The organism is Paenibacillus sp. NPDC056933 (genome assembly GCF_042674385.1).
Lineage (GTDB): Bacteria > Bacillota > Bacilli > Paenibacillales > Paenibacillaceae > Paenibacillus.
Genome location: NZ_JBHUQN010000001.1, coordinates 2,065,129 through 2,079,030, shown reverse-complemented (window position 1 = coordinate 2,079,030; position 13,902 = coordinate 2,065,129). Strand labels below are relative to the sequence as shown.

The 13,902-nt window shown below is 46.5% G+C and carries 12 protein-coding genes; 2 read left to right on the top strand and 10 right to left on the bottom strand.

The annotated features are described in order from the left end of the window. Positions 1-79: 79 nt before the first annotated feature. The 7 genes from mbcS to nikA form a co-directional block, all read right to left on the bottom strand. Positions 80-1,672, bottom strand: coding sequence for an acyl-CoA synthetase MbcS (mbcS, locus tag ACFTRD_RS09470; RefSeq protein ID WP_379379142.1), 1,593 nt, complete (start codon positions 1,670-1,672; stop codon positions 80-82). A gap of 211 nt (positions 1,673-1,883) precedes the next feature. Then, positions 1,884-3,134, bottom strand: coding sequence for a staphylopine family metallophore export MFS transporter CntE (gene cntE / locus ACFTRD_RS09465; RefSeq protein ID WP_379379140.1), 1,251 nt, complete (start codon positions 3,132-3,134; stop codon positions 1,884-1,886). Continuing rightward, a complete protein-coding gene (locus tag ACFTRD_RS09460; protein WP_379379138.1) occupies positions 3,131-3,994 on the bottom strand; it encodes an ATP-binding cassette domain-containing protein in 864 nt (287 codons plus the stop codon). Before ACFTRD_RS09460 ends, cntE begins: the two co-directional genes overlap by 4 nt. Positions 3,995-4,008: 14 nt before the next feature. Next, positions 4,009-4,824: an ABC transporter ATP-binding protein gene (locus ACFTRD_RS09455; RefSeq protein ID WP_379379136.1), complete on the bottom strand. Its 816-nt coding sequence runs from the start codon at positions 4,822-4,824 to the stop codon at positions 4,009-4,011. Continuing rightward, positions 4,790-5,668 carry a nickel transporter permease gene (gene nikC, locus ACFTRD_RS09450; RefSeq protein ID WP_379379134.1) on the bottom strand — a complete coding sequence of 293 codons (879 nt, stop codon included), beginning with the start codon at positions 5,666-5,668 and terminating at the stop codon, positions 4,790-4,792. Before nikC ends, ACFTRD_RS09455 begins: the two co-directional genes overlap by 35 nt. A 5-nt stretch (positions 5,669-5,673) precedes the next feature. Then, the gene (locus ACFTRD_RS09445) at positions 5,674-6,615 is read right to left on the bottom strand and encodes an ABC transporter permease subunit (protein WP_379379132.1); all 942 of its coding nucleotides are present in this window, start codon (positions 6,613-6,615) and stop codon (positions 5,674-5,676) included. 19 nt (positions 6,616-6,634) lie between these two features. Then, the gene (gene nikA / locus ACFTRD_RS09440) at positions 6,635-8,260 is read right to left on the bottom strand and encodes a nickel ABC transporter substrate-binding protein (RefSeq protein ID WP_379379130.1); all 1,626 of its coding nucleotides are present in this window, start codon (positions 8,258-8,260) and stop codon (positions 6,635-6,637) included. Positions 8,261-8,460: 200 nt separating this feature from the next. Here nikA and ACFTRD_RS09435 point away from each other — a divergent pair, with 200 nt between their 5' ends. Continuing rightward, entirely contained in the window at positions 8,461-10,170 is a 1,710-nt protein-coding gene (locus ACFTRD_RS09435; protein WP_379379128.1) for a helix-turn-helix domain-containing protein, read from the top strand. Between the two features lie 83 nt (positions 10,171-10,253). On the opposite strand, the gene ACFTRD_RS09430 is transcribed toward ACFTRD_RS09435, so the two are convergent. After that, positions 10,254-11,258 carry an aldo/keto reductase gene (locus ACFTRD_RS09430; protein WP_379379126.1) on the bottom strand — a complete coding sequence of 335 codons (1,005 nt, stop codon included), beginning with the start codon at positions 11,256-11,258 and terminating at the stop codon, positions 10,254-10,256. A 203-nt stretch (positions 11,259-11,461) separates the two neighbouring features. Between ACFTRD_RS09430 and ACFTRD_RS09425 the strand changes: the two genes are divergently transcribed. Further along, a complete protein-coding gene (locus tag ACFTRD_RS09425; RefSeq protein WP_379379124.1) occupies positions 11,462-12,304 on the top strand; it encodes an AraC family ligand binding domain-containing protein in 843 nt (280 codons plus the stop codon). A gap of 84 nt (positions 12,305-12,388) precedes the next feature. On the opposite strand, the gene ACFTRD_RS09420 is transcribed toward ACFTRD_RS09425, so the two are convergent. Both ACFTRD_RS09420 and ACFTRD_RS09415 read right to left on the bottom strand, forming a co-directional pair. Next, positions 12,389-12,787, bottom strand: coding sequence for an Asp23/Gls24 family envelope stress response protein (locus tag ACFTRD_RS09420; protein ID WP_379379122.1), 399 nt, complete (start codon positions 12,785-12,787; stop codon positions 12,389-12,391). Between the two features lie 33 nt (positions 12,788-12,820). Further along, positions 12,821-13,900 (bottom strand): AI-2E family transporter, encoded by a 1,080-nt coding sequence (locus ACFTRD_RS09415; RefSeq protein ID WP_379379120.1) that lies wholly within the window; start codon positions 13,898-13,900, stop codon positions 12,821-12,823. Between the last annotated feature and the right edge of the window lie 2 nt (positions 13,901-13,902).

The following is a 13,902-nucleotide window of genomic DNA, read 5'->3' as shown; positions in this document are numbered from 1 at the left end:
TATTTGAATGTACAGAATCGATTCCTTCCCCTTCACGACTTATGCTAATATTTCCAACACTTTGTTTACACGCGATTAGTTAAGCATTACGTTTTTCTTGCTCACGCAGTTCGATGCGGCGGATTTTACCGGAGTTTGTCTTCGGCAGATCGGCTACAAACTCGATTTTGCGTGGGTATTTGTAAGGCGCTGTCCATGACTTCACATGGTTTTGCAGTTCCCGCACCAGTTCTGGTGAAGCCATAGATTCGTCTCTCAGCACAACAAAAGCTTTCACTACATTCCCGCGAATTTCATCGGGACTTGCAACAACCGCACATTCCTTCACGGCAGCATGTTTCATCAGCGCTTCTTCCACCTCGAACGGTCCAATCGTGTATCCCGAACTGATAATGATATCATCACTGCGGCCCTCGAACCAGAAGTAGCCTTCCTCGTCTTTGCGTGCGCGGTCACCTGTTACAAAATAATCTCCGCGCTGATTCGCTTCCTTCCGTCCCTCATCCTGGTAATAGGCACGGAACAGGGCTGGCATCTCCTTATGCACTGCGATATCCCCTACTTCACCTGCAGGCACAGGTTGTCCCTCTTCATTGATAATCTCAATGAGACCTGGCGTAATTGACTGCCCCATGGAGCCAATGCGTACGGGCGCATCCTTCAAGCTTCCGATCAAGAGTGTACTTTCGGTTTGTCCATAACCGTCCCGAATCGTCAGGTCAAAGTGACGCTGGAAAATTTCAATCACTTCCTGATTCAACGGCTCACCAGCAGATACGGCGCTGCGCAGTGCAGACAGATCATGCTGACCAATATCTTCAGCTTTTGCCATTAAACGGTATTCCGTCGGCGTACAGCATAGAACGTTGATCTGGTGCTCCTGCATTAGTTCCAAATAACGCTTCGGTTGGAATGATCCATTATAGACAAGTCCCGTCGCGCCTCTTCCGAGTACAGACAGAAACGGACTCCAGATCCATTTTTGCCATCCAGGTGCTGCCGTTGCCCAGACCGTATCTGATGGCTGGATATCCAGCCATAACGATGAAGCGATCCTCAAGTGAGCATATCCCCATCCATGACTATGTACTACCCCTTTTGGATTCCCGGTCGTACCGGAGGTATAAGCAAGAATGGCAATGTCGTCGCGATGTGTTTCCACCGCAGCCATCGTATCGGGTTGGTCTTGCATTAACTGTTGTACGTTGACCCATCCTTCTCCAGGTACGCTATCATCACCATTTGGTGATGCAACGATGCGGTGCGCCAGTGCTGGCAGATCGACATTCATCTTTTCCACTTCAGCTGTAGTCTCGGACCAGACAATCACAGCCCGTGCCTCGGAATGCCGGAGACGATATTCCAGATCTTTCGCACGCAGCATCTCGGAAGAAGGAATAACAGCAATGCCCAGTTTCAGACAAGCAATGTAAATGACATAGGCAATGATACGGCGTGGTACCATGACCAACACCCGGTCGCCTTTCTCCAAACCAAGATCACGCAGACCACCAGCAAGACGATTGGCCTGCTTTAACAACTCACCGTATGTGATCTCTTCCAATTCTTTATGATCGCTTAGCCATCTAAGTGCAACCCGGTCCGACGGGTGATTCTCCATCTCGGATGTCAGGTTATAGGTTTCAGGCGAAATCCACTGTTGGAAATTCAAATGGAGCCTCTCCTTCATAGTTCAAATGTATAGCATCTATATATTATACCCTAAATCCTAGGACCTGGTGCTATGATAAACATTAGTTTTGCAAAAAATAAACAGCACTGGTTCAATAATGATGAACCAGCGCTGTTTATGAACTTGTGCACCCGCTTTGCACAAATGGGTGAAACTCATTATTTTACAGATCAGCATGATAAAAAAACTTTTACAGCCGGGCGTTCATCCAACGACTGCTAACCGCAACAAGCGTAGCAATACACAGTGACATTCCGGCACAGAGCTGAAATACGAGACCGTAACCAACATAATCAGCTGCAACCCCCATGACGAGGCTACCTATGACCGTTCCCAGATCGGACATCGAAATAAATAGGCCCATCCAAATTTTCCGACTCTGTTGTCCAAGCACAATGCTCAAATAAGTTGCAAGTACAGGATAGACGTTCGCAATACCAAGCCCGATTGCCGCTCCTCCACCATACAGCAGCCAGACATTGCCCAGCACCGGAGCAAATGCCACAAGCAGCAAGCCCAGTACGATATAGAAAAGCAGCATGACAATATAAGTGGAATGCCAGTTACCGTCTGAGGGCAAACGGGTACGACTCGCAAATCTTGCAGCCACGATCACGCCCGATTGTATAGCAAAAAACAAACCTGCATTGCCCACACCTGTCTGTTGCACATACAAAGCGAGAAACGCAGTCACTGCCCCAAAGCCTGTAGTTGCACCGACCATCACAATGCTGCTCATGATAAATCGCCGGTTTCCCAACGATGCCCACATCATTTTTTTCACGGACTTGCTACGCGGTGTCGGCACTTGCACTGACACTGGCTCAATATGAACGGATACGCCTTGTCTATGCTGATTCAGCTTCCCCAGGCCACAGCTGATAAGCAGCGTCAAGGCTGCCAGTACAATCAGGCCCGCATAGAAACCACTCAAGCCCGCTTTTTCCCAGGCAATCCATCCAATGGCTGGCATCATGACCGAAGGCAGCAAGCCGAACAGCAAATAGATGGACAGACCTTGGGCACGATCACGTTCGGGCAGCGTATCCATAACAGCCATTTGCACAGACAGTGAAAAAAAAGCTGCTACTGCCCCTTGCAGGCCCCTGATTATGACAAATGAAATACCGCTGCCTGCCCAACAATACAGTAGCAAAACAAACAGATGAGCAACCAGAATAAACCTCATTATACGCCGCAGACCAAGACGATCGACCACAAGCCCCGCCCATGGACGCAAGAGCAGACTGACAAGTAAATATGCACCAATGATCATACCGATATCGCTATTGTCCATTCCGATACTTTGAGTATAGAGAGGCACTATCATCTGTACAAATGCATTCGCACTATAAAACAAAAAAGTCAGAATATAAAGGCGTAACAATACAGGAGAAAATGTATTCCCAGGTTTGAACGTAAAAGGCTTGCTTCGGTTCATACCCTTACTCCTTCTCGCTTCCCTTCAGTGATGATGAGATTTCTGTCCTGGCGTAACGTACCGGATTCAGGTTGTCCTGACAGGGTAGCCTCCAGCAATTGTTTAACTGCTGGATTTTGGGAAGTCCTCATCTCGGTAATGCTTGAAAAGTAGCCGCACAGCAGGCCCTGATCCAAAACCGCCCATTGATCACTGAGTGCAAAAGCAGCCTTCAAATTGTGTGTTATAAACACATAGGACATATTCAGCTGTTCTTTTAAACGCTGCAAAACGTGGATAATATGGACTTGATTAGCCACATCCAGACTGCTGACCGCCTCGTCCAGTACAATGAGACTGGGCTTGACGACGATGGCTCGGGCAATACTGATGCGCTGTAGCTGCCCCCCACTGAATTGTTTGGGAAACTTGTTCATTGCATCAGCGGGAAGTCCTACCATGTCCAGCGCTTCTCCAATGATGTAGTCCTTTTCCCTGCTTGTCAGACGTTCAAAATTGTCCAACGGTTCACCAATAATTTGCCTTGTCGTCATTTTGGGATGTACAGAAGAATAACAATCCTGAAATACGGCTTGTACGTGTCGGCGCAACTGCTTTTTCGCTCTTTTGTCACACGCGTACATATCTATGCCATTGATGCGAACCGAACCAGATTGAGGGGGCTGTAATCCGAGGATGACTTTCCCTATCGTACTTTTCCCGGCTCCACTCCCCCCAAGAAGCCCCAGGCACTGTCCCCCCTCCAGTGTGATAGACACATCTTTCACGACAGGTTGATGTTTCGTTTGTCTCTTCTTCCATATAAGGCTATTCACAGGAGGATAGGCGTGTGTGACGTGAGAAAGTTCCAATAAAGCCATATTTCCGCCTCCGTTTAGTTGTTTAACCGACTGCGCAGCAATTCCTTCGTGTAAGGATGCTGCGGTCGATTGAATACTGACAATACATCGTTGTACTCCACCATACGTCCTTCATGCATCACAATGACTTCGTCGGCCATCTCGGCGATGACGTCAAGATCGTGAGTAATGAGCAATATCGCAACTCCATGAGTCAATCGAAGCCTTTCCAGTTCATGAAGAACGCGATACTGATTGACTGTATCCAGTGCGGTAGTGGGCTCGTCTGCAATGACAACCGCCGGTGACAGACACATCGTCAGGGCAATGAGCACTCGTTGCAGCATGCCGCCGCTAAGTTCGAACGGATATTTTTTCAACAGCATGGCAGGGTCTGGCAGTCTCACACTTTCCAGCGCTTGAACAGCCAACTCCAGGGCATCCTTTTTGCTAGAACGGGTATGCGCACCAATGGTTTCCACAAACTGACTTCCAATGGTATGGACGGAAATTAGTGCATTCATTGGATTTTGCACGATATATCCAATTTCCTTTCCCCGGATACTGCGCAGCTCCTTTTCACCCATTCCGTTAAGTTCCTTTCCCATAAGTCTGATGCTGCCGCTCACTCTTATGGAAGAGTCAAGCCTTTGCAAAATAGAGCGGCATGTCATTGTTTTCCCACTACCACTCTGTCCTGCCAGACCCACGATACGCCCCGGCTGCAACGAAAATGAAACATTGTGCAACAGTCTATGGGATGCTACCTCACCTCCAACAAAATCAGCACATACATCAGTTAGAACCAACAACGGTTCAGGAGTCTCCGACATGTCGGGATGTTCCAGCATTGCTAATGCTCCTTTCCTTCACTTTTTGGACACCGAGCAGTTGAGACAGCGATTCCCCCAGTATATTGAACGCGGTCACGACCAACAAAATGCACATACCCGGATACAGCATTAAGGAGGGATGCTCCCGCAGATAACCTCGCCCTTCATTTATCATCGCTCCCCACTCGGCTGTTGGCGCCTGAATACCCAAACCCAAAAAAGAGAGCGCCGAAATATCCATAATAGCCCACCCGATCTCCAGCGTAGCGATAACAACAATTTGCGGAAATATCTGTGGGAAGATATGCTTTTTCACAATCGTAAATTGACTGGAACCACAAATTTGCGCAGCCAGCAAATACGATTCAGACCGCAATTGTTGAACCAGTCCACGGGCCATACGCGCATAGTACACCCACTGCACCAATAACAACGCAATGACAACCTGGTATATGCCCGGTCCAAGCATACCAACTATACCCAGTACAAGTACCAGATTTGGAAAGGCCAGCATGCCATCGCAAATCCTCATCAGCAACTGATCCAACCAACCGCCTGCATATCCTGAAAACATGCCTATGGCTACGCCTACCAATACGGAAACGAAAAAAACACTCAGTACCAAACCAAATGTTATTCGTACACCATAGATCAGCCTGGACCATACGTCTCTGCCCAAATGGTCCGTGCCCAGCCAATGTTCTGCGGATGAAGGCTGAAGCTTGAGTGCCATCTGTACTTTATTGGGATCATGGGGGGCAATCCATGGCGCAAATATAGCCGTTAAAGCACAAGTGCCCAAAAACAACACACACAGGACAGTAATCATTCGTTTGTTATGCATCAAACCTGCAAATTTCATGGCCTTTACCTGCTCCTTTCTTGCAAGGACAGCTTGGGATCAGCAGCCATATGCAGGAGATCTGTCATCAAACTCGTGCATAGATACAAACAAGCCGCAAAAAATACATAGCCCTGAATGACTGGCAAATCACGGTTAAAAATAGCCTCCACGAAAAACCGTCCAAGGCCGGGCCAGGAAAATACTCGTTCCACCACGATTGTTCCGGTAATCAACCTTCCCAGATTTATGCCAAACCCAGTGACGACGGGCAGGATTGCCAGTCGGATGATATGTCTGAATATGATGTTGCCCGGCTTCAATCCCCGAGTGTGCGCATAGTCCACATAGACCTGCTTCATCTGCTCCAGAATGCTTTCCCGAAACAGACGGGCATATATCGCTACAAGAGCCAGTGACAGGGTAAGTGACGGTAAAATTAAGTGCTGCCAAGTGCCCTTCCCTTCTACTGGAAGCAATTCCAATCGGAGGGAAAATAGATAGATTAACAGGTACCCCAACATAAATTGCGGCAGGGAAGCCCCGATATAAGAAACAAGGCGTACCGCATAATCCATCCATCGCCCGGCATGAACGGCCGAAAAGTACCCTAGTGCAACCACAGCAACAAATGAGAACAACATGCTGCACCCAGCCAATTGCAGCGTTGCAGGCAAACGTTGTACAATCTCTTCCCATACGGGCCGAGAAGACAGGTACGAAGTACCTAAGTCCAATTGCAGCATATCCATGGCCGCTCGCATGTACTGAGCCCAGAACGAATCACTCAGACCCAGCTCAGCCCTTTTTTCTTGCAGCATTTCAGCATTAGGCTTGATATGGGCTGCCGAGAAGTACGCTTCTGCCGGGTCAACCGGGGAGAGACGCATTAATACAAAAGCCACAAATGTAGCAAAAAGTATCAAAGGAATTAATGTAAGTACTCTTTTGAATATATAACCTGCCATAGGTGGCCATTCCTCTCATTCATTTCACTTTTATCGTATTAAATGGATGATCCCAGCGGCTTTCCGGAAAAGATACGTTACTCAGATTTTTCTGATAAACATTATATTGACGAATATAGGACAAAGGAATAATGACGGACTCGTCCTGAATTTTTTGCAAAATTTGATCATACAGCTGTTGACGTTCCTCTACGTTAACCGAGGCGAGCACTTGTTTGATTTGTTGGTCAAGCTGCTCCTTACCTGCAATATTCGTGTGTGCTTCGGCAACGCCAAAGCTCTTTTCCGCCACCGCATTAATAAGTGTATGGGGATCATAAGGTACACCTGAGTTAAACCAGAAGTTTAAATCATAATCGCCTTCGCGAAAACGTTTTGTTTGCTCTGTCAACTCAAGGCCTGTCAAACGAAGTTCCACCCCCAGCGCAGCCCATTCAGCCTGTATTGCCTCGCCCATCGCTTTCTGGATACGGTCGGTTGTGTCAAACATCAGTTCAAACGACAGCTTCTCTCCGTTCTTTTCTCTTATGCCCCCTGTGGAAGGAACCGTCCAGCCTGCCTCGTCCAAATAAGCTATCGCCTTATTGACATCATAATCATACGCAGTAAAGGTTTTACTTACATATGGATAATCGGTAGACAGCACCTGTGCTGCAGGCTGTTCTACATCCGATGTAATGCCCTTGATCAACGAGGCCTTGTCAAACCCATGATGAAGTGCCAGCCTTACACGTCGATCAGCCAGCTTTTCGTTCTGGGTATTCAGGATTAAACTGCGAGTCCCCAGTGGGCCCGACAAATCCGATTCATAATTTTCGTTTTTCTGCAAACGGGTAAATTCATCAAGGCTGATGGAGCCCTCTCCGAAAATAAGGTCCAGATCCCCTTTTTCAAAAGCCAGCACACGGGTTTCCGCATCCGGAATGATACGAACCGTGACCTTTTCCAGTTCCGGCTGTTCGCCCCAATAGTCAGGGTTTCTAACAAATACGCTGTATTCATCCTGCTTGTACTCATCCAGTATCCATGGTCCTGTACCGATAGGGGCCTGAATACTTTCCAGCGTGTTATCTCCTTCCGGAAAACCAGCGTCTGCCAGAAACCGGAATGGACGAACAGTCGTCAAATCCTGTAATACCGGGTAATAGGACTCCTTCATTACGAGCTTAACCACATACTCATCCACCGCTTCTACATGATCAAGCAATTTGGCCGTTCCCAGCCAGCTATGTGTGGTTTGATTTTGCAGGATAGCATCCATATTGCGTTTCACACTTGCAGCATTAAACGAAGTTCCGTCTGAATACTTCACATCATCACGCAAATAGAATATGTATTCTTTGCCATCTGAACTGATCTCCCAGCGGGTAGCCAGATGAGGTTTAATTTCGCCACCTTCCCCATACTTGACTAAAGGTTCGTAAATCATAGACTGTGAGAACAACTGTGACGGATAATATGCATGTGGATTGGAAGGGCCCAAATCTCGCATCCACGATACCGTTATCTCCTTCGTTTTCTCTTCACCCTGATTTGCTGTTACAGACGGAGCAGTTTGTTCTTTACCAGAACAAGCCGCCACCGTCACAAGCATGAAAACAAATAATAAACCGAGCATGGCCCGGAATACTTTGTTTTTTTGCATATAAATCCTCTCCCCCGATGTCTTTAATGAGAATGAAAATCATCATCAACTAATATTAAGGAGTTTGCTATAATTGAACAATAGACATTTTTCTGATTTTTCATAGTACAAAAAGCGGAACCTGTTTTGCTCTCTTTGGCAAGTTTTTTACTGCTCATGCCGCTATACTTCAAAAAATTCATTTCACTAAGGAGTCGCATATGCATTCTTCACCTGCTGTTGTAAAAAACATTTCTATCCTTCCAAGTACAGGATATTGTATATACGTCCCGCATAGTCTTCATCTGCTGCGCAGGCTATCCTGCAAACAATGGGTGGCCAGCCCGCCAGGTGCGCATCGTCTCATTGTTTTCCAAGCAGATCAGGGTGTGCTTCATTTACGCAATCATTTTGTTCAAGCAGATAAAAACCATGCCTTTTTGCTTGCGCCTGGTGCCGAGGCCAGCATTCAATTTACCCGCATACCCGATGATAGGAATGATGCGGCAGCCATTGTAATTGAGTTCTCCGTATATCTACTCGGGCAAATGATGCCGACAAATGAACTTCTCTCTGTTATACCTTATGAAACCCGCATAGGCATAGGGGATGAATCCAGATTTCTTGATCTTGCAGAGGCTCTGAATGTGTCATTAAATAACAGCGGTGTTTCGAGGACTCCCGAAGAAGCTTTACGATTAAAGCAGCAGATTGTAATGCAGGAATTGATTCTGTTTCTTATTGAGAACGTACAGAGAAACAAAGAAACTTCGGACAGCCTCCAGGCCGTCAAGCATACCGTTGCCTACATTGAAACACATTATCAGCAAAACATTACGGCACGTCAGCTATACAGCATTGCAGGCGTTGCCAAGTGGCAATACAGTACATTGTTTCAATCGATTACCGGTAAAAAGCCACTGGATTACCTGCTTGACATTCGATTGAAACATGCCAAGCGGTTACTTTTGCATACCAACGATACGCTAGCGCAAATCGCCAAAGCTGTCGGCTTTCGGGATGAAAGCTATTTTGCACGCAAATTCAAACAAAGCGTAGGTATGACACCTCGTCAATATGGAGAAGTTGCTGGTGGAAAAGCATCACTAAACGTAAGTGACCACACCCCTTTCAAGCGGATTGTGGCCATTGGATATTGTCTAGGTGACCTATTGTCTTTGGGGATAACTCCGGTAGGAGCAGACGTGGAAATCATCGGTAAACGCAGTCTCTACCGAGATGCACAAGAAGGGATCCAAGATATCGGTCTTCTGGGAGAACCTGCGAAAGTTCGCAAACTTCAGCCTGATCTGATTATTCATAGCGGCTTTCGCCAAGACTGGATTGACGAATTGGCACGGATTGCACCAACGGTGATGATTGACCGTTATGAACCCGTCTATTCAAGAATTATGCAAACAGCAGAAGTACTAAATAAGCAAGAGATCGCCCAGAAGTGGATCAACGGGCATCGTGTGGCAATCAAGCGAATGTGGCAAAGCCTTGCATCGCATTTTGATGTCAGGCAAACAGCAGTTATATTTTCATTTGTAGAAGGCAATCTGTATGTAATGGGGATGAAAGGATTCGCAGTAACCATGTACCATCCAGAAGGGTTAAAGCCTGCGCCGAAGGTGAAGGAATTAATTGGAGCAGGTATTCCTTTTCAACTGATTCCTCTGGAGAACGCCTTTACGTATGAGGCAGATATCCATTTTATATTAATGGACAATCACCCTAGAACGAACTTGCACTACGCCAAGCTAATGTCTGGACCCTACTGGAACACACGAAGTAATGAACGCGTCATCGTGTCCGAAAACAAATACAATTTCGATGATCCGCTAACGATGGACAAATTGCTGATGGAGCTGCCTCAGCTAATTATGAAAGCCAGCAGGAGCCGTACCAGCGCTTTGAACGAGACTTAAAAAGAAGCAAGGAGACGTTGCTGTCATAACTGACGCAATGTCTCCTTGTTTGCTTACGCTTATCTAATGTAACGTTCCCAATCTTACCAAGCGTAGTTTTCGATACCTTCCAGGATAATCTCAATTTCATTCAGCTCTTCTGTTGTTAGTTCGGGTGCCTGAAGGGCGACTACGTTTTCTTCGATCTGGGACACACGACTGGCACCAATCAATGCGGAGGTGACACGGTTACCACGCAAAATCCAGTTCAGCGCCAGCTGGGAGATTGTTTGGCCTCTACGCTTGGCAACCGCCTGAAGCGCTTCGAACTTGGCGATCCGTTCGTCCGTATAGGCTTCTTTTCTCAGATTGCCTGTTGGATTGGCACGCTCTTCCTTAATCTTGTCCACATATTTATTCGTCAACTGACCGCGGCCAAGCGGACAAAATGCAATGGACCCTACGCCTTGTTCATCCAGCACATCCTGCAACCCATCTTCAATCCAGCGATTCAGCATGGAATAGTTTGGCTGGTGAACCAGACATGGCGTTCCGAGACGACGCAAAATGGTAACAGCTTCCTGGGTCTGTTCGGCATCATAGTTGGACAAGCCTACATACAGAGCTTTACCCTGTCTAACGATATGATCCAGCGCAGTCATCGTTTCTTCGAGCGGCGTTTCCGGATCTGGACGATGATGATAGAAAATGTCAACGTAATCCAGTCCCATTCGGCTCAGACTTTGGTCCAGACTGGCAATCAGGTTTTTGCGGGAACCCCATTCGCCGTACGGACCGTTCCACATATGATACCCTGCCTTGGTTGAGATGAGCAATTCGTCACGGTAAGGACGCAGATGTTTTTTGAGAATGACACCAAAATTCTCTTCGGCTGATCCGGGAGGCGGCCCATAGTTGTTGGCCAAGTCGAAATGGTTAATCCCCAGATCAAAAGCACGCAAGATCATCTCTTCCTGAATATCCAGGGTGCGGTTTCCACCGAAGTTCTGCCATAGACCCAGCGCAATTTGTGGCAGCTTGATTCCGGTTTTGCCAGAGCGTGCATACTTCATTTCACTGTATCGTTGTTCACTCGCTGTATAGGGCATCGTTAATCTCTCTTTTCTTGTAAAAGTTATGGAATACCCTTTCATCTTAGACATTTTCCACGCAAAACGATATGGCATTTCACTATAACGATATGGAAAAATGATTGTTATCTTTATCAACTTATATTCATAAAACGATTCCTTTTTCACTTTTATATGTTAAAATGCAAGTTGTAACGACTTCATAACAGGAGTGAATAACCTTGATTACGTATATGTGCAAAAACAATCACTCTCAGGAATTGCAGCTCCTTCATTACGGCACAGAAGCTTGTGCACCTGGTCACCACTTCGGCCCGGCCATGCGAGATTATTACAAAATCCATTACATTTTGGACGGCAAAGGTACCTTCGAAGTCGGAGGCACCAAGGTTACGCTGCGCAAAGGACAGGGATTCCTCATCGTCCCACATTCGGTTGTTCATTATGAAGCAGATCAGAATGACCCATGGGAGTATACCTGGGTTGCTTTTCAAGGAAGCAGCTGCCCTTCCTTATTGCAGCAGGCTTGCCTGTCTGAGCACCACCCAATCTTTGAATTGGGCAATGATGATGAGATGCGCTCTTGTCTGCATCGTATGATCAACTCCCGCAATACACATAAAGGCTGGGAGGTCAGCATGACGGGATTGCTGTTTCAGTTTTTCTCCATTTTGATCGATCAGGCAAATGAGGACAACCCCATATCAGTCCAGGACTATACCAAAGAAACCTATGTCACCCAGGTGATGGATTTCATTGAGATCAATTATGCCAATACCATAACGGTGCAGTCCATTGCTTCTCATATTGGGTTGCAGCGAAGTTACCTGTGCTCCCTCTTCAAAGATAAAATGGGCACCAGCATTCAGTCGTATCTGGTCAATTACCGAATGCGCAGGGCGGCTGAACTGACGCTGGACCCGGCCTTGACTATTGGCGATATCTCCCGTTCCGTTGGGTACGCCGATCAGCTGCTCTTCTCAAAAATGTTCAAAAAGGTGATGGGCGAAGCCCCCACATATTACCGCAAACACAAAACAGCACCCTCCCATTTATGCAGCTAATGGGAAAGTGCTGTTTTTGTATTTTGTCACACGGAATATGATTGACTGTAATTCTCAGGGTTCATTCCGTTCTGCCTTTCTGCATTATACCTGCTCCTGCATGGTCACGCCTACCACTTGCACCTTAATTTCATTCACCATAATGCCAGTCAATTGTTCCACAGCTTGCTGCACATTATGTTGAAGTTCCTGGCAGACTTCATGCATTTTGCTGCCATACTGAACATTGATACGCAGCTGGATGGATGCCTGGTCATCTTTGATCGCTACGTCAATCCCTTTTTGCAAGCTTTTTCCGCTGATGCTCTTGGCAATGCCTTCGGTTAAACCAACGGACATGGAAGATATCCCTTCGGTAGCCTGGGCTGCCATGCCGACAATTTTGGATACGACATCGTTGGAAATATGAATGGCGCCCATTTGAACAGATTGTGGCTCAATATACTCAGGTTCAGTGTATGGTTGTGGGATGATTTCAGACATGATCTCCACTCCTTTTATATATGTTATAAATGTTTAAGCGTTCTGCCATTTGTCCTTGAAGAACAGCTGGTAGATTCGAACCAAAATAATTTTAACGATCATGTAGACAGGGATGATAATCAGAATGGCAATAATCCCGCCCAGATCACCTGCACCCAGCACCAATATAATGGTGGTAAGCGGGTGAATATCGAGTTTTTTGCCGAATACATACGGTGCAACCAGATTATCTTGAATTTGCTGAGCTACCAGAATAATAATGAGTGACCAGATCGCAACAGAAGGGGATACCACCAGTCCCATGATGACAATAGGAACAGAAGACAGGATCGCCCCAATAAACGGAACAAAGTTCATAATGACCGCAATCACGGTTAACAGCAGTGCATAAGGCAGACCGATGATCAGGAAACCGATATACATCAGTAAGCCCAAAGCCAGATTCACCAGCACTCGTCCCACAATAAAGCCGCTTAACGCCTGATCAATTTCAAGCACCACTTCACGGCTGTCTTTTTGGAAGCGTTTTGGTGCAATATGCACCAGCTTGCGACCGAATTTCTCTCCCTGCTTCAGCATGTAGAACAAGATGATCGGGAAAGTGAACAGGACTATCGCAAAACTTGATATGATGGAGAAGAATCCACTCACATAGTTCGTTACAAAGGTGAAGCCTTTGTTAATGTAATCCGTAATCTGCGAAAACGGGGTTGACCCTTCCGGGAACAAAGCTGTAATGGCACCGTTCTGTTCCAGTTCTTTGAGCTGTAAACTCAGTGAATTGATCAGGTATGGAGCGTTATCGACCAGGTTAATCACCTGCTCACGTAAAGAAGGCCATAGTCCTACAATAAACAGGGCAAAAAGTACACCAAACACCAAATAGATCAGTAAAATGCTCAGTGTGCGATTAAGCTTCTTTTTCTCCATGTAATTGACGAGCGGCCGAAGCAGATAATAAAAAAATACGGACAGCATCATCGGCACGGTAATCACCGTAAGCATGGTCACAATCGGTTGGAAAATAAAGCTGACACGTGATAACAGATAGATATTAATCAATACCAGTGCCAGCGCAATACTGAAACGTACAAACGAATTTACTTTGAACAAAA

Bases quoted from the DNA above. Each gene is read 5' to 3' on its own strand.
- cntE (WP_379379140.1), bottom strand. From the start codon at position 3,134: ATGAACCGAAGCAAGCCTTTTACGTTCAAACCTGGGAATACATTTTCT.
- ACFTRD_RS09460 (WP_379379138.1), bottom strand. From the start codon at position 3,994: ATGGCTTTATTGGAACTTTCTCACGTCACACACGCCTATCCTCCTGTG.
- ACFTRD_RS09455 (WP_379379136.1), bottom strand. From the start codon at position 4,824: ATGCTGGAACATCCCGACATGTCGGAGACTCCTGAACCGTTGTTGGTT.
- nikC (WP_379379134.1), bottom strand. From the start codon at position 5,668: ATGAAATTTGCAGGTTTGATGCATAACAAACGAATGATTACTGTCCTG.
- ACFTRD_RS09445 (WP_379379132.1), bottom strand. From the start codon at position 6,615: ATGGCAGGTTATATATTCAAAAGAGTACTTACATTAATTCCTTTGATA.
- nikA (WP_379379130.1), bottom strand. From the start codon at position 8,260: ATGCAAAAAAACAAAGTATTCCGGGCCATGCTCGGTTTATTATTTGTT.
- ACFTRD_RS09435 (WP_379379128.1), top strand. From the start codon at position 8,461: ATGCATTCTTCACCTGCTGTTGTAAAAAACATTTCTATCCTTCCAAGT.
- ACFTRD_RS09430 (WP_379379126.1), bottom strand. From the start codon at position 11,258: ATGCCCTATACAGCGAGTGAACAACGATACAGTGAAATGAAGTATGCA.
- ACFTRD_RS09420 (WP_379379122.1), bottom strand. From the start codon at position 12,787: ATGTCTGAAATCATCCCACAACCATACACTGAACCTGAGTATATTGAG.